The sequence below is a fragment of the Actinoplanes sp. NPDC021490 genome, from assembly GCF_055562135.1.
Genome location: NZ_JBVHFW010000006.1, coordinates 159,750 through 173,867, shown reverse-complemented (window position 1 = coordinate 173,867; position 14,118 = coordinate 159,750). Strand labels below are relative to the sequence as shown.

Below are 14,118 nucleotides of genomic sequence, written 5' to 3'. Positions count from 1 at the left end.
GGATCGGAGCCGACCATGCCGAAGTACATCCTGATCGTCGACCATCGGCCCGGCGCCGTCGACACCCCGATGGACGAGTGGCCGCCGGACGACGTCAAGGCGCACATGGACTATTACGGGGCGCTGCGGCAGGAACTGCTCGACTCGGGCGAGCTCGTCGACCAGCACGCGCTGACCGGGCCCGAGTCCGCCCGCGAGGTCACCAGCGACGGCGGCCCGCCGGTGGTCACCGACGGCGTGTTCCCCGAGTCCAAGGAGTTCCTGGCCGGCTTCCAGATCGTCGAGGTCGCCGACGAGCAGCGCGCCTTCGCGATCGCGGCCAAGGTGTCGGCCGTGCCCGGTCCCGGCGGCGTGCCGCTGCAGCAGCCCATCGGCGTCCGCCGGCTCATGGACGCCTCCGACTTCGAGCGGCTGCACCCGGAGCTGTGAACCCGGCCGACGCGTACGGCGACCTGCTGCGCACGCTCGCGCCGCAGGTCGCCGGCATTCTGACCCGCCGGTTCGGCGACTTCGAGGCGGCCGAGGACGCCGTGCAGGAGGCGCTGCTGGCCGCGGCCACGCACTGGCCGGCCGCCGGCATCCCGGACAACCCGCGCGGCTGGCTGCTCCGAACGGCGTCCCGCAAACTGATCGACCAGCTGCGCGGCGACCAGGCCCGGCGGCGGCGCGAGATCCAGGCCGCGCTGCGGGAACCGGGCGGGGACGCGTACGACCGGGACGACACCCTCGACGTGCTGTTGCTGTGCTGCCACCCGGCCCTGGACGACGCCGCCGCGATCGCGCTGACCCTGCGCGCGGTCGGCGGCCTGACCACGGCCGAAATCGCCCGGGCGTTCCTCGTTCCCGAACCGTCCATGGGCCGCCGGATCAGCCGTGCCAAGCAGCGCATCCGCGGCGTGCCGTTCGACTCCACGGCCGCCCGCACGCCGGCCGCGCTGCGCGTGCTCTATCTGATCTTCAACGAGGGCTACGCGAGCAGCGGCGACGCCGTGCACCGGGCCGAACTGTCGGCCGAGGCCCTCCGGCTCACCCGCATGGTGTTCGCGCGCCGGCCCGCGGACGGCGAGGTGGCCGGGCTGCTGGCCCTGATGCTGCTGACCGACGCGCGGCGACCGGCCCGCACCGGGCCCACCGGGGAGCTGGTGCCGCTGGCCGAACAGGACCGGACGCGGTGGGACGCGGACCTGATCCGGGAGGGCAGGGCGATTCTCGACGCCGCGTTCCGGCTCGGCCGGGTCGGCGAATACCAGCTGCAGGCGGCGATCGCGGCCCTGCACGACCGGGCCGCCTCGGTCGCCGAGACGGACTGGCCGCAGATCTGTGCCCTGTACGGAATTCTCGAGCGCGTCACCGGCAGCCCCGTGGTCGCGCTCAACCGGGCCATCGCGGTCGCCATGGTCGACGGGCCGGCGGCCGGCCTCGCCCTGGCCGACGCGCTGCAGGCCCGCCTGCCCGGGCACCACCGCGTCGCCGCCACCCGCGCCCACCTGCTCGAACTCGCGGGCGACGACACCGCCGCGGTTACCCAGTACCGGCTGGCCGCGGCGGCAACGACCAGCGAGCCGGAGAAGCGGTACCTGACCTTGCGGGCGGCCCGCCTGCACGCCCGTACCGGAAAAGGACCTTGACCTTGACCGTGGGGCAAGGCCCAGCGTGGGTCGTGCCGGTCGCCGTGACCGGCACGAGGAGGATGTCGCTGTGGGTCTGCTGACCATCGGGGCGTTCGCGCGGGCGGCCGGGCTGACGCCCAAGGCGCTGCGGCTCTATGACGAGATGGGCCTGCTGACGCCGGCCGCCGTGGACGCCGAGTCGGGCTACCGCTATTACGACGAGGCCCAGCTGGCCCACGCCCGGCTGATCGGCCGGCTGCGGGAAATCGGGATGCCGCTCGCCGAGATCCGATCGGTCTGCGCGCTGCCACCCGCGCTCGCCGCTTCCGCGGTCACCGAATACTGGCAGCGGGTCAGCGCCGACACGGCAGCCCGGGCCCGGTTGACATCCGACCTCGTTCAGCACCTGTCCGGAAGGGACACCAGCATGAACGACTTCCGTTTCGCGGCGGCCGCCGACCCCGGCGCCGCCCGCGACAGCAACGAGGACCGGGCGTACGCCGACTCTGACCTGGTCGCCGTGGCCGACGGCATGCGAGGACCGTTCGGCGGACCGGCCGCCCAGGCCGCGATCGATGCGCTCAAGGGTCTGACCGGCACGTCCCTCGGTGAGGTCGGCGAGGCTGTGGCCGCCGCCGACCTCACGATCCGATCGTTGTCGAGCGACGACGAACCGGTGACCACGCTGACCGCCCTGGTGCGGGACGGTTCGCGGCTGACCCTCGTGCACGTCGGGGACACCCGGGCCTACCTGCTGCGCAACGGCGAGTTGTCGCTGCTCACGCAGGACCACACCTGGGTGCGTACGCAGGTCGACCAGGGGAAGATGTCGGCCTCCGACGCGGCCGGCCACGAGAAACGGGCCCTGCTCGTCCGCGCGCTGGGCTGGGGCGACGGCGTCGAGGCCGACCTGGCCCTGCGGACGGCGATGCCCGGCGACCGCTATCTGCTCTGCTCCGACGGGCTTTACACGGTGCTTTCCCGCGCCCGGCTCGGTGAGGTGCTCGGCTCGGCGGCTGAACCGCAGGAGGTCGTCGACCAGCTGATCACCGCGGCCCGGGAGGCGAGCGCCCCCGACAACCTGGCCTGCGCGGCATACTTCAGCATCGCTTAACAATGGCCGAGCAGAATTAAATAGACCTTACGCGTACGGGTTGAGACCGTGGCCGTCATGACTCTCAGTGGCCTGTACGTCCCGTTGATCACCCCGTTCGCGCCGGACGGCTCGGTCGCCCTGGCCGCGCTGGAGCAATTGGCCCATGACGTGCTGGACGGCGGCGCGACCGGGCTGGTCGCCCTGGGCACGACCGCCGAGCCGTCCGCGCTGTCCGACGCCGAGCGGTCGTCGGTGCTCGACCTGCTGTCCCGGGTCAGCCGCGACCGCTCGGCCCAGCTGATCACCGGCGGCCCGGTCACCCCGCCGGGCGCCACGGCGGCGCTCACACTGGTGCCGCCGTTCGTGCGCCCCGGCGAGGACGGGGTGGTCGCCTACCTTTCGTCGGTCGCCGCCCGGAGCCCGGTGCCGCTCGTCGTCTATCACGTTCCGTACCGGACGGCCCAGCCGCTCACGGTCGGCGCCCTGCGGCGGATCGCGGCCATCCCCGGGGTGGCCGGCATCAAGCTGGCCGTGGGCGGCATCGACGCCGACGTGATCGCGCTGATGGCCTCGCCGCCTGCCGGGTTCGCCATCCTGGGCGGGGACGACGTCGTCATCTCGCCGATGCTGGCGCTGGGCGCGCACGGCGGCGTCCTGGCGTCGGCGCACGTGGAGACCGGGGCCTACGCGGGTCTGGTCGGCTCGTGGGAGCCGGCGCTCGGTCACCGGCTGGCCCGGTTGTCGGCCGCGCTGTTCGCCGAGCCCAACCCGGCCGTGGTCAAGGCCGTGCTGCACGCCCAGGGCCGGATCCCGACCCCGGACGTACGCCTGCCCCTGCTGCCGGCCGCCAAGGAGTCCCTGGTCGCGGCGCTGGACGCGGTATCCGCCTAGATCAACCGCAGCCCAGAGGCCCGCCCTCCACCGGGGGCTTGCGGACTCTGAGCCACACGGTCGGCGTCGGCCCCGCAGTCGACGAAACCTCGTCGAGTCCCACGAACGCCCCACCAGCCCGGCGGAACAGCGGCGTGCCGTCGCCCAGCAGCACCGGCGCGATGAAGACCAGGATCTCGTCGAGCAGACCCTCCTCCAGGCACTGCGCGGCCACGTCGGCGCCCAGCACGTTCACGTAGCGGTCACCCGCCGCCTCCCGGGCCGCGGCCACCGCGGCGTGCAGGTCGGTCAGGAACGTGACGTCGGGGACCGTACGGGCGGGTGGGTTGTGGGTCAGCACGAACTCGGGCCCGGACCACAACCCGCCGAACGCGCCCTCATGGTCGGTATCGGCGTTGGGGTCGTTGCCGAAGTACGTGCGCGCCCCGGTGAGCAGCGCGCCGATCTGCTTCCACAGGCCGTCGGCCACCTCGTGCGGTCCGGTGTCGGGCAGCTTGGTCATCCAGGTCATGTCGCCGTCGGGGCCGGCGATGAAGCCGTCCAGGGACATGGTCGCGGAGTACAGGAGTTTCGCCATGGTCATGGAGACGGTATCGGCGGGGAAACCTCATCGGTCAGCTCGGGCGGCAGTCCGAACAGTGGGAACAGCGCCGGTGTGTGGAAGGCCGTGATCTCGGTTATCCGCCCGCCGGCGACACTCATCACTCCGATGCCGAAGCCCGCGTACGTGGTCCGGCCGGGCCCGCGCACGTAGGTGGCCGCGGCCAGCTGGCCGTTGGCCGCGGTCTCCACGACCCGGAACTCACCCACGTAGTCGGGTCCGGCGGCGTTCCAGCTCAGCGACAGCGCCTCGAGCACCGCCGTGCGGCCGAGGAACCATTCCGCGTACGGGGGCATGGTGGTCCGGACGTCCTCGGCGAGCAGTTCGGCCATCTCGCCGAGGTCGCCGCGTTCGACGGCGGTCATGTAGCGCCGCAGCAGCCGGCGGTCCTCGTCGCTGGGCGGGGTGGCCGGGGCCCACTCCGTGCGGCCGGGCGCCAGGTGGGTGCGCAGGGTGGCCCGGGCCCGCTGCAGCGCGCTGTTGACCGAGGCGACGGTGCTGTCCAGCAGGTCGGCCGTCGGGCGGGCGGGCCAGCCGAGCACGTCGTGCAGGATCACCGCCGCCCGTTGCCGCGGCGGCAGATGCTGGATGGCGGCGAGGAAGGCCAGTTCGAGGGTCTCCTTGGCGATGGCCGCCGACTCGGGCTCGTGTTCGCGCGGGGCCACCCACAGGTGGTCGGGGAACGGCTGCAGCCACGCGACCTCGCCCGGCGTCCGCGTCTCGTGGAAGCTCGCGGGCGGGCCGACGTGGTGGGGCAGGACCCGGCGGGCGCGGCCGTCGAGGTGGTCGAGGCAGGCGTTGGTGGCGATCCGGTAGAGCCAGGCCCGCAGCGACGAGCGGCCTTCGAAGCCGTCGCGGCCTCGCCACGCCTTGAGGAGCACCTCCTGCACGAGGTCTTCGGCCTCGTCGAAGGAGCCGAGCATGCGGTAGCAGTGCACGCGCAACTCGCCGCGGTAGCGTTCGGCCTCCTCAGCAAGGTCCACCCCGGCGACGGTACGCGAACCGGCGGGCAGGTGGACGTCCGGGCGTTTTGCTAGTACCCGCGGATGCCGAACCGGCCGGGGTCCCGGGTTCCGGGATCATGACAGCACGGTTACGTTCCAGTTTCCCGGGCGTCAAAGCGGCGCTCACCCCGGCCCGGGCCCGGCTGACCCTCGTACGGGGAAACGGGCTTGATCTTGATGCCGGGTGCGTGGCGGCGCCGGAGATCCTGGCGGCCCGGCTCGACGCCGTCATCTGCGGGAACGACGAGGTGGCGCTGGGTGTGCTGCTGGCCGCCGAGGAAGCCGGGCTGAGGATCCTGCCCGTCTTCCTGGCCCTGCAGCGGCACTTCATGCGCGGCATCGCCACCACCGGGCTCACGTGACCCGGCCGACCCCTGGAGTGATCCGATGAGACGGTTGCTCGCTCCCCTGCTCGCCCTGGCCCTCGTCGCCACCAGCGCCACCGTCGCCCGGGCGGCCGCCCCCGACCCGCTGCGCGCCTACGCCCGGGACACGTGGCGCTCGCTGACCGCCATGACCGACCCGGCTACCGGGCTCGTCGCCGACAACATCCCCGGCGACCTGTCCGCACCCGCGGCCTACACGTCGCCCACCAACATCGGCGGATACCTGTGGTCGGCCGTGGCGGCCCGCTCGCTGGGGATCATCACGCCGCGCGAGGCCGCCCAGCGCGTCGAACGGACCCTCGACACCCTGGCGACGCTCGAGCACCACGAAAAGTCGGGCATGTTCTACAACTGGTACGACCCGCACACCGGCGCGGCGCTGACCGTGCTGCCCGACGGCACCGCGGTGACGCCGTTCCTGTCCAGCGTCGACAACGGCTGGCTCGCGGCCGGCCTGCAGGTCGTCCACGGCTCGTTCCCGCGGCTGCGGGCGAAGGCGGCGAAGGTTCTGGACCGGATGAACTTCGGCTTCTCTTTCAACCCGGCCGCCACCTCGCCGATCGGGTCGCGCGGACTGATTCGGGGCGGGTTCTGGGACACTCAGCCGCCAGGCTGTTCGGTGGCGCAGGACGGCGTCTGGTTCACCTGCAACCACTACGACATCACCGTCACCGAGCCGCGGATGGCCACCTACCTGGGCATCGCGGCGGGGCAGATCCCGGCCACCGCCTACTTCGACACCATGCGCACCCTGCCCGCCACCTGCGACTACTCGTGGCAGGAGATGCAACCGCACGGTTTCACGACCACCCACCTGGGCCGGGAGGTCTACGAGGGCTCGTACCGGTATCGCGGCATCACCTTCGTGCCGTCGTGGGGCGGCGACATGTTCGAGGCGCTGATGCCCGACCTGTTCGTGCCCGAGTCCCGGTGGGGTCCGCGCAGTTGGGGACGCAACCACCCGGCGACCGTGGCCGCGCAGATCGAACACGGGCTCCACGACGCCCGGTACGGCTACTGGGGGTTCTCGCCCGCGTCGAACCCGTTCGGCGGGTACGGGGTGTACGGCGTGGACGCGATGGGGATGGACACCGACGGCTACCCGTCGGACATCGAGGGCGGCAAGTACGACGCCGGGTTCGCAGACTGCCGGGCGGCCGGGCCGCCCGCCGTCTACGGCGACGGGGTCGTCACACCGCACGCCGCCTTCCTCGCGCTGCCCTACGCGCGCGGGCCGGTGCTGGCCAACCTGGCCCGGCTCAAGAGCAGCTTCGACTCGTACGGGCCGGGAGGGTTCTACGACGCCGTGGCGGTGCGCTCGGGCACGGTCGCCCGGCGGTACCTGTCCCTCGACCAGTCCATGATCATGGGCGCCATCGGGAACGCGCTGGCCCACGACGTGCTCAAGAAGGCCTTCGTGACGCCCCGGTTCGAGCGGGCGGTGCGGCCCCTGCTCGCCCGGGAGACGTTCAACGTGCCCGCCGGGCAGAACCTGCCGCAGCTCGGGGGGCGCTCATGACGATCGAGGACCAGGCCCGATCCAGCTGGAACGAATCCGAGGCCGCCCCAACCCCGGGATCGCTTTCCTGGAATTGCGGCCCTGTAGGCGGACGCCTGGCGCTCACTCCGTCACGCCCTCACTCCGTCCAGGACAGGGTGAGCGTCAGGTTCTCCTGCCACTTCTTGCGTGCCGCGGCGGGCCCGTTGCGGAACCGTTCGACCATCGCCTCGCACTTGGCCGCGGCCGCCTGCTGCCGGCGGGCCCACGACGGCCGTACGCCGTAGCCCCCGAACAGCTCGTCCAGCGCGTCGACGTGCCGCGGGTGGTGCCGCCGCACGATCCACTCGCACCAGGCGATGTCCTCGATCCGGTCCCCCGCATGCGCCCACTCCCAGTCGAGCAGCGCCGTCACCCGGAACGTGTCCTGATCGAACAGCATGTTGTTGGGCCCGTAGTCGCCGTGCACGACCACCCAGCCCGTGCCGGCCGCCGTGTCGGCGAAGACCGTGCTCACATCGATCTGCTGCAGCCGGCGCAGCAACTCCCCGCAGCGGCGCAGCACCGGCCGGGCCAGCCCCTCGTCGATCAGATCCTGCCCGTGCATGCCGCCGAGCTGCTCGAGCCGCAGCGCGCCCTCCGGCACGCCGAGCACCCGCGGCACCGGCATCGAGCCCGGCAGCCGTTCCAGCACAGCCAGCTCGGTGCCCCGGCGCAACGCCTCGTCGATGCCGCCCTGATAGCGCTTGACGACCACGGCCCCGTCCCCGCGGGTGTCATTCGTGTAGCCGTGCCGTAGTGGTCGCATCCCGGTCCTCGCCCCTCGTGCCGCCCCGCCCGTATACGACTCCTAGCCAGGGGCCCACCCACCCGGGGGCCTCCATCCTAGGTGATCGACAACGAGGCGGACGCGTTGTCCACAGTGCAGACTAGGCCCTCGAAAGCAAGCCCGGCAGTTGTCCACAGGCCGCCGCCGTCCCTGCCACGATCGGCCCGGCTCCGGTAGCGTCGGCCGCACCCACGACCCGCCCACCGCACTGGAACCCAAGTCCCGAACCCCGCCCGGCGGTCAGCGCGCACCCGGCCCTTGACCGATCCGCTCCCCGGCAAACGCCACCCCGCCCCGCCAATAACCGAGCGCCTCGATCCACCAGGTCAAACCCGCTTCCCCGTACGGGCGGACCTGCGACGCAGCCGTCCCCGGCTCGGTGGCGCCTTCAAGTACGAGGTCGAACCCGTCCCGGGCCCCTTGACCGCGTACGAAGTCGGCCACCGCGCCGAACTCCCCGGCCGGCACGTTCCGTTCCCGCTGGCCCGCGAAGATCGGCATCGCGCCGTCGTGACGCGCCGCCCGCCGCAGGCCGGCCCGGTTCGGCCACAGCCCGCCGCACCAGATCGGGATCCGCCGCGTCCCCCACTGCTCCCACAGCTGGTGCAGCCCGGCGATGCGTTCGTCCAGAGCCTTCCCCCGTACGCGCATGTCCGCGTCCAGCCCGAAGCGGGTGAACTCCTCGTCGACCGACCCGATGATCGGCACCAGGGTCAGCCGCCCGCCCGACAGCGCGTCGAGCGCCGCGGTTTCCTGGGCCACGTCCTGGACCTGCCGCCGGGGCAGCACCACGGTCAGGATGATCTGCACCCGTTCGGTGACCGCCGCGATGGCCGACGCCGCGACCACGGAGTTGGTCACCGGCCAGGCCGGGTCGTGATAGAGCAGGTGATCCCACAGGTGCACGCCGTCCCAGCCGCTGCGTTCCGCGCCCGCCCCGAGCTCCACCAGCTTCCGGACGTCGCCGAACTCCCCGACCGTGGGCAGCCCCGCCGCGTACCTGATCGTCATGGCCGCACTCTATCGACGCCGGACGGGCTCAGTCGGTGTGGCCGCCGCCGGCCGGATGCCAGCCGCGACGGCGACCCGAGCGGACCACCACCGCGGCCACGCCGAGCAACAGCACCAGGCCGATCCCGACGGCCGCGAAGATCATCGCCAGGTTTTGGGAGCGGTCACGGCGTTCCGCCAGGGCGGCCGCAACCGGGTCGTTGAGGTCGACCGGCTCGGGCGGCGGGGCCGGGGCGGCCGCCGGGGCGAGATTGGCGGTGAGCGCCCGGTACGGGTTGAGCGCGCCGAAGCCGTAGTCGCCGGTGCGGCCCCCGCCGCCCGGCGCCGGGTCGGCCGTGGCGGCGATCCGTCTCTCCACGCCCTCGGGGGTGATGTTGGGGAAACGCTGCTTGAGCAGGGCGGCCGTCGCGGCCACGAACGGGGTGGAGAAGCTGGTGCCCTGCAGCGACGTGTGCCCGCCGGCCAGGGCCGCGACGGTCACGGGCGCGCCCATCGCGACGATGTCGACGTAGTCGCCGCGCTGCGAGAACGGCGCCCGCACCCCGGTGGGGTCGATCGCGCCGACGCCGATGACACCGTCGTAGAACGCCGGATAGGGCCGCGGATTGCCGCTCTCGGCCTTGTTGCCGGCGGCGGCCACGACGATGACTCCGCGGGCGATGGCACGCGCGACCGCCCGGCGTACGGCGTCGTTGTCGTCGGTCATCACGAGCGAGAGGTTGATCACGTCGGCGTCACCCTCGCCGGCCGCCCAGTCGATCGCCTCGGCGAACTGGGCCGGGGTGCCGCGGTCGCCGACCGCCTTGCCGTCGATCTCCTGCTGCTCGCTGATCCGCACCGGCACGATCACCGCGTCGGGGGCGAGGCCCTGGAATCCCGTGTTGCCGGCCGGGATCGCCCCGATGATGCTCGCGACCGCCGTGCCGTGACCGTTGCAGTCCTGCCGGCCGGAGTCTTCGCCGTGCAGGAAGTCGGCGCCCTGGGTGACGTGTCCGCGCAGCTGGGGATGGGTGGCGTCGACCCCGGAGTCGATCACAGCGACCCGGATGCCGGCGCCGGTGGCGAACGGGGCGAGCCGCTTGGGGTCGTACACCTGATCCTCGACCGGCACCCCGGAGGCGACCGGGCTGGGCTGGGCGATGCTCTGGCAGGCCACGGCGGCCCGGGCGGGCGCGGGCACCGTCAGCAGCGCCGCGCTGATCGCCACGACGGCCCCCCACCGGCGCCACGTCATCTCGTACCCCCGTCCCGATGATTCGCGTCGATGGTATCGGCCGGGTGCGACAGCCCCGGTTGTGCGCCCAGGGATCACACAGCTAGGTTGTGGGAACCATCTGCGGCGTCGTGAGGGAAACCGGTGTGAATCCGGTGCGGTCGCGCCACTGTGAACGGGCACCCCGGTGCTCGTGAGTCAGGACGCTCACGTGTCGCAGCCTGTCGGACGGGACGCGTCATCCCGCAAGGAGGTTCTCACCATGCCCAAGGCCACCACCGCCGGTCAGCTGAGCACGCCCGCGATTTCCTCGCGACTGCTCTGGACTGCCCTGGCCGTCATCGCCCTCATGCTGCTCGTCACCTACCTGGTCGCCTTCGACCAGGGCGCGATCTCGCGCAGCGGCATGTACCTGCACGAGCTCATGCACGACGGCCGGCACCTGCTGGGCGTTCCGTGCCACTGAGCCCGGGTCCGGCCGCGCCGACGTACGGCGCTCTGCTGCTCCGGGGCCTGCTCGCGGGTCTCATCGCCGGTCTGCTGGCCGGCCTGTTCGCGTTCACCTTCGGCGAGCCCAAGGTGGACGCGGCTATCGCCATCGAGGAAGCGGCCGCCCAGGCCGCCGCCCCGGCCGACGCTGCCGCCGAGGACGAGCCGCTGGTCTCACGCGACGGCCAGAAGGGCGGCCTGTTCCTGGCCACCGGCCTGTACGGCATCGCGCTGGGCGGCATCCTCGCGACCGGCTACATGCTGCTGCGGCGCCGCCTGCGCACGCCCAGCGACACCCGGGCCGCGTGGAGCCTGGCCGGCGCCGCGCTGCTGGGCATCGTCCTGGTCCCGTACGTCAAATATCCGCCCAACCCGCCCGCGGTGGGCGACCCGGACACGATCAACCAGCGCACCATCAGCTATCTCGCGATCGTCGTGATCGGCCTGGTCGCGGTGTGGGCGGCGATCGTGGCCAAGCGGACCCAGCCCACCGAGTGGCGGCAGGCGATCGCGGCGGTGCTCGGCTTCGCGGTGGTCGTCGTCATCGGCTACGCCCTGCTGCCGAACATCAACGAGGTGCCGCCCACGTTCCCGCCCGACCTGCTCTGGTCGTTCCGGCTGGCCTCGCTCGGCACCCAGGTCGTCCTGTGGACCGTGCTCGGCCTGGCCTTCGCGGCCCTGGTCACGGCCGGACGCCGCCCGGCCAGGCAACCGCAGCCGGTCGCCGCCGCTTAGCCGAGATCGGCCTTACATGACCGTCGCCGCCCAGCGGGCCACCACCCGCAGCACCGGGGCCCGGCCGGCCAGCACGTCCTCGAGGCCCCGCGTGTCGTAGGCGGCCCGGCTCACGCCGCTCACCGCCGCCGTCACCATGCGCGGGGCCAGCCAGAAGTACTTGGCCGCGCCGCACGTCATGATGGCCCGATGGACCGTGTCGTCGTCGACGGCGCCGTCCAGGCCCCGCCGGTACTGCCCGGCCACCTCGGCCAGCACGTCGTCCAGCAGGTCGATCGCGACCAGCCCGTCGAAGAACGTGTCCAGGGCCAGGTTCGCCGCGTCCTCCCCGATCGGCCCCGGCCCGCAGAACGCCCAGTCCAGCAGCACCGGGCCGCGCGCGGCGAAAATCAGGTTCATCGGCCAGACGTCGTGGTGGCACAGCGTCCGGGGAAGGTCGTCGGTCAGCGCGAGGATCTCGGCCCGCCGCTCCCACAACCGGCGCAGCCCGTCGCGCAGCGACGGCTCCCACGCCGACGCCACCACCGGATGATCCCAGTCCAGCCCGGCGTCGAAGGCGTTCGCCGTCGTGTAGTCACGCAACCAGTCCCGGGCCAGCCACGGCTCCACCGGCGGTCGCCCGAGCCACTGCGCATGCGCGCCACCGAGCCGATACGCCACCTCTCCCAGCTGGGCCACACCGGCGGTCGTTCCGGCCGCGCCGGTCACGTCCTCCAGCCACATCGCCACCGAACCGTCGGGGCAGTCCACCATGTCGTAGAGCTCGGGCCCCGGCAGGCCGGAAAGAGCCGTGGAGACCAGCCCCGACCCGTACGCCTCCGGCTCGCGCCGCCAATAGTTGAAGTGCCCCGGCTCGTCGCTGGCCGCCAGGTGCGCGGCGGCGCCCTCTCGCCTCGGCGTCGCGACCTTGAGGATCGCCGGGCCGCCGTCACGATGGACCCGCCATACCCCGCCCGTCACCTCGTTCGCGGTGCTGTGGACAAGTTCTTCGGCAGTCCACTCGGGACGGAGCAGGTTTTCCACAGGCTGACATTATCGGGCGCGCCTGCCCGGCATCGCCCACTACCTTGCTCGCCATGACCGCTTTCCTGCCCGGCACCGAACTGTCCCGCCTCTTTTACGCCGAGGCCGTCCGGCCACTGCTCGGCGATCTCCCGCACGCCGCGGCCCGCCTCGGCCCCGGCTCCGACGTGCTCGGCTTCGACACGGCCAGATCCACCGACCACGACTGGGGGCCGAGGCTCGAACTGTTCACCGACGCCGACGCCGCCGAGCTCAGTGCGATGCTCAGCGAGAAGCTGCCCAAGCGCTTCCGGGGGTGGTCCACCCATTTCGAACCGCCCGGCGCCCGGGTGCGCTCGATGGCCGGCACCGACGGCCCGGTCGACCACTACGTGACCATCGCTCCCTTCCCCGCCTGGTGCCGCGGCCTGCTCGGCTTCGACCCCGCCCACGGCATCACCACCGACGACTGGCTCGCCACCCCGTGGCAGCGCCTGGCCGAGATCACCGGCGGCGCCGTCTTCCACGACCCCGATCAACTGCTTTCCGCCGTACGCGGGAGCCTGCGCTGGTATCCGCCCGACCTCTGGCGCTACGTGCTGGCCTGCCAGTGGCAGCGCATCGCGGAGGAAGAGGCGTTCCCGGCCCGTGCCGCCGAAGCCGGCGACGAGCCAGGCGCCCGGGTCATCACCGCCCGGCTCTGCCGCGAGGCCGCGCGGCTGCTCCTGCTCCAGTCACGCCGCTGGCCCCTCTATTCGAAGTGGCTGATGGCAAGCCTGCCGCCCGGCCCGGCGCTGGGACCTCTGACCAGCGCGCTGCGCGCCGGCGACCCCCTCACCCGGGAGGACGCGCTGTGCACCCTGTGGGAGATCCTGGCCGAGACGCAGAACGACCTCGGTCTCGCCGCCGAACTGCCGGCCACCCGGCGCGCCTTCTTCGATCGGGACTACCAGGTGATCGGCGCCGACCGGTTCGCCGAGGCGTTGCGGGCGGCGATCACCGATCCCGAGCTGCGCGCCCGTCCGCTGACCGGCTCGATCGACCAGGTCTCGGACAGCGTCGCCGTCCTGACCCGCCCGCCTCTGTGCCGGGCAGTCCTCGGCTCCCTCCGACCATGATTCTGCTCTAGACAACATTTCTTTTCGGTGGGAGAGTGCGTCGCATGGAGGAAGTCGCCGTCATCGAAGACCCGGCCGCGGCCGAGATCTCACTCGACCCGATCCGCAACCGGCTGCTCGCCGAACTGGCCGAACCCGGCTCGGCCACCATGCTCGCCGCCAAGGTCGGCCTGCCCCGGCAGAAGGTCAACTACCACCTGCGGGCCCTCGAACAGCACGGCCTCGTCGAACTCGTCGAGGAACGCCGCAAGGGCAACGTCACCGAACGCATGATGCAAGCCACCGCCGCCTCGTACGTCATCTCACCCAACGCCATGGCCGCCGTGGCACCCGACCCCGACCGCGCCCCCGACCGCCTCTCGGCCCGCTGGCTGCTCGCCCTGTCCGCCCGGCTCGTCCGCGAGGTCGGCACCCTCATCACCGGCAGCACCCAAGCCCGGCAGCGGGTCGCCACCTTCGCCCTCGACGGCGAGATCCGCTTCGCCTCCCCCGCCGACCGCGCCGCCTTCGCCGAAGACCTGACCACTGCCGTCACCGACCTGCTCAGCCGATACCACAGCGAAACCGGACGCAAACACCGCCTCGTCGTCGCCGTCCACCCGGCCCTCGACTCCGCCTCCCCCCAGGAACGCTGA

At 72.5% G+C, this 14,118-nt stretch carries 16 protein-coding genes and 1 riboswitch; of the genes, 10 read left to right on the top strand and 6 right to left on the bottom strand.

The window, feature by feature from the left end; translation table 11 throughout:
- The first annotated feature begins 15 nt into the window (after positions 1 to 15).
- The 4 genes from ACZ3I4_RS18715 to ACZ3I4_RS18700 all read left to right on the top strand — a co-directional run bounded on the left by ACZ3I4_RS18715 (position 16) and on the right by ACZ3I4_RS18700 (position 3,597).
- The gene (locus ACZ3I4_RS18715; protein WP_465383199.1) at positions 16 to 429 is read left to right on the top strand and encodes a YciI family protein; all 414 of its coding nucleotides are present in this window, start codon (positions 16 to 18) and stop codon (positions 427 to 429) included.
- Positions 426 to 1,628: an RNA polymerase sigma factor gene (locus ACZ3I4_RS18710; protein ID WP_465383198.1), complete on the top strand. Its 1,203-nt coding sequence runs from the start codon at positions 426 to 428 to the stop codon at positions 1,626 to 1,628. The genes ACZ3I4_RS18715 and ACZ3I4_RS18710 overlap by 4 nt, the downstream gene beginning before the upstream one ends.
- Positions 1,629 to 1,698: 70 nt before the next feature.
- Positions 1,699 to 2,724: a MerR family transcriptional regulator gene (locus ACZ3I4_RS18705; protein WP_465383197.1), complete on the top strand. Its 1,026-nt coding sequence runs from the start codon at positions 1,699 to 1,701 to the stop codon at positions 2,722 to 2,724.
- Positions 2,725 to 2,781: 57 nt separating this feature from the next.
- Entirely contained in the window at positions 2,782 to 3,597 is an 816-nt protein-coding gene (locus tag ACZ3I4_RS18700; protein ID WP_465383196.1) for a dihydrodipicolinate synthase family protein, read from the top strand.
- 1 nt (position 3,598) lies between these two features.
- Here ACZ3I4_RS18700 and ACZ3I4_RS18695 read toward each other — a convergent pair whose 3' ends face one another.
- Both ACZ3I4_RS18695 and ACZ3I4_RS18690 read right to left on the bottom strand, forming a co-directional pair.
- Positions 3,599 to 4,174, bottom strand: a complete 576-nt coding sequence (locus ACZ3I4_RS18695) for a dihydrofolate reductase family protein (protein WP_465383195.1) — start codon at positions 4,172 to 4,174, stop codon at positions 3,599 to 3,601.
- Between the two features lie 2 nt (positions 4,175 to 4,176).
- Positions 4,177 to 5,211, bottom strand: a complete 1,035-nt coding sequence (locus ACZ3I4_RS18690; RefSeq protein WP_465383458.1) for a sigma-70 family RNA polymerase sigma factor — start codon at positions 5,209 to 5,211, stop codon at positions 4,177 to 4,179.
- Between the two features lie 68 nt (positions 5,212 to 5,279).
- On the opposite strand from ACZ3I4_RS18690, the gene ACZ3I4_RS18685 reads away from it, so the two are divergent.
- A complete protein-coding gene (locus tag ACZ3I4_RS18685; RefSeq protein WP_465383194.1) occupies positions 5,280 to 5,564 on the top strand; it encodes a hypothetical protein in 285 nt (94 codons plus the stop codon).
- Positions 5,565 to 5,589: 25 nt separating this feature from the next.
- Positions 5,590 to 7,107 carry a DUF3131 domain-containing protein gene (locus ACZ3I4_RS18680; RefSeq protein WP_465383193.1) on the top strand — a complete coding sequence of 506 codons (1,518 nt, stop codon included), beginning with the start codon at positions 5,590 to 5,592 and terminating at the stop codon, positions 7,105 to 7,107.
- Between the two features lie 118 nt (positions 7,108 to 7,225).
- Here the strand turns inward: ACZ3I4_RS18680 and ACZ3I4_RS18675 are convergent, their stop codons facing one another.
- From ACZ3I4_RS18675 to mycP, 3 genes are all read right to left on the bottom strand, one after another.
- Complete coding sequence (locus ACZ3I4_RS18675) at positions 7,226 to 7,894, bottom strand: phosphotransferase family protein (RefSeq protein ID WP_465383192.1); 669 nt, start codon at positions 7,892 to 7,894, stop codon at positions 7,226 to 7,228.
- A gap of 261 nt (positions 7,895 to 8,155) precedes the next feature.
- Entirely contained in the window at positions 8,156 to 8,926 is a 771-nt protein-coding gene (locus ACZ3I4_RS18670; RefSeq protein ID WP_465383191.1) for an LLM class flavin-dependent oxidoreductase, read from the bottom strand.
- 28 nt (positions 8,927 to 8,954) lie between these two features.
- Positions 8,955 to 10,160, bottom strand: coding sequence for a type VII secretion-associated serine protease mycosin (gene mycP, locus ACZ3I4_RS18665; RefSeq protein WP_465383190.1), 1,206 nt, complete (start codon positions 10,158 to 10,160; stop codon positions 8,955 to 8,957).
- An 87-nt stretch (positions 10,161 to 10,247) separates the two neighbouring features.
- Positions 10,248 to 10,396: riboswitch (adenosylcobalamin (AdoCbl) riboswitch) on the top strand.
- Between the two features lie 5 nt (positions 10,397 to 10,401).
- On the opposite strand from mycP, the gene ACZ3I4_RS18660 reads away from it, so the two are divergent.
- Together ACZ3I4_RS18660 and ACZ3I4_RS18655 are read left to right on the top strand one after the other, a co-directional pair.
- Positions 10,402 to 10,605 (top strand): CbtB domain-containing protein, encoded by a 204-nt coding sequence (locus ACZ3I4_RS18660; RefSeq protein ID WP_465383189.1) that lies wholly within the window; start codon positions 10,402 to 10,404, stop codon positions 10,603 to 10,605.
- Positions 10,596 to 11,363, top strand: a complete 768-nt coding sequence (locus tag ACZ3I4_RS18655; RefSeq protein WP_465383188.1) for a CbtA family protein — start codon at positions 10,596 to 10,598, stop codon at positions 11,361 to 11,363. The genes ACZ3I4_RS18660 and ACZ3I4_RS18655 overlap by 10 nt, the downstream gene beginning before the upstream one ends.
- A gap of 12 nt (positions 11,364 to 11,375) precedes the next feature.
- Here the strand turns inward: ACZ3I4_RS18655 and ACZ3I4_RS18650 are convergent, their stop codons facing one another.
- Positions 11,376 to 12,386 carry a phosphotransferase gene (locus tag ACZ3I4_RS18650; RefSeq protein WP_465383187.1) on the bottom strand — a complete coding sequence of 337 codons (1,011 nt, stop codon included), beginning with the start codon at positions 12,384 to 12,386 and terminating at the stop codon, positions 11,376 to 11,378.
- 53 nt (positions 12,387 to 12,439) lie between these two features.
- On the opposite strand from ACZ3I4_RS18650, the gene ACZ3I4_RS18645 reads away from it, so the two are divergent.
- Both ACZ3I4_RS18645 and ACZ3I4_RS18640 read left to right on the top strand, forming a co-directional pair.
- Positions 12,440 to 13,483, top strand: a complete 1,044-nt coding sequence (locus ACZ3I4_RS18645; RefSeq protein WP_465383186.1) for a DUF4037 domain-containing protein — start codon at positions 12,440 to 12,442, stop codon at positions 13,481 to 13,483.
- A gap of 44 nt (positions 13,484 to 13,527) precedes the next feature.
- Positions 13,528 to 14,118: an ArsR/SmtB family transcription factor gene (locus ACZ3I4_RS18640; RefSeq protein WP_465383185.1), complete on the top strand. Its 591-nt coding sequence runs from the start codon at positions 13,528 to 13,530 to the stop codon at positions 14,116 to 14,118.

Excerpts from the sequence above, each read along its gene's own strand:
- ACZ3I4_RS18645 (WP_465383186.1), top strand. The coding sequence starts at position 12,440 with ATGACCGCTTTCCTGCCCGGCACCGAACTGTCCCGCCTCTTTTACGCC.
- ACZ3I4_RS18715 (WP_465383199.1), top strand. The coding sequence starts at position 16 with ATGCCGAAGTACATCCTGATCGTCGACCATCGGCCCGGCGCCGTCGAC.
- ACZ3I4_RS18680 (WP_465383193.1), top strand. The coding sequence starts at position 5,590 with ATGAGACGGTTGCTCGCTCCCCTGCTCGCCCTGGCCCTCGTCGCCACC.
- ACZ3I4_RS18675 (WP_465383192.1), bottom strand. The coding sequence starts at position 7,894 with ATGCGACCACTACGGCACGGCTACACGAATGACACCCGCGGGGACGGG.
- ACZ3I4_RS18700 (WP_465383196.1), top strand. The coding sequence starts at position 2,782 with ATGACTCTCAGTGGCCTGTACGTCCCGTTGATCACCCCGTTCGCGCCG.
- ACZ3I4_RS18660 (WP_465383189.1), top strand. The coding sequence starts at position 10,402 with ATGCCCAAGGCCACCACCGCCGGTCAGCTGAGCACGCCCGCGATTTCC.
- ACZ3I4_RS18640 (WP_465383185.1), top strand. The coding sequence starts at position 13,528 with ATGGAGGAAGTCGCCGTCATCGAAGACCCGGCCGCGGCCGAGATCTCA.
- ACZ3I4_RS18670 (WP_465383191.1), bottom strand. The coding sequence starts at position 8,926 with ATGACGATCAGGTACGCGGCGGGGCTGCCCACGGTCGGGGAGTTCGGC.
- ACZ3I4_RS18695 (WP_465383195.1), bottom strand. The coding sequence starts at position 4,174 with ATGGCGAAACTCCTGTACTCCGCGACCATGTCCCTGGACGGCTTCATC.
- ACZ3I4_RS18685 (WP_465383194.1), top strand. The coding sequence starts at position 5,280 with ATGACAGCACGGTTACGTTCCAGTTTCCCGGGCGTCAAAGCGGCGCTC.
- mycP (WP_465383190.1), bottom strand. The coding sequence starts at position 10,160 with ATGACGTGGCGCCGGTGGGGGGCCGTCGTGGCGATCAGCGCGGCGCTG.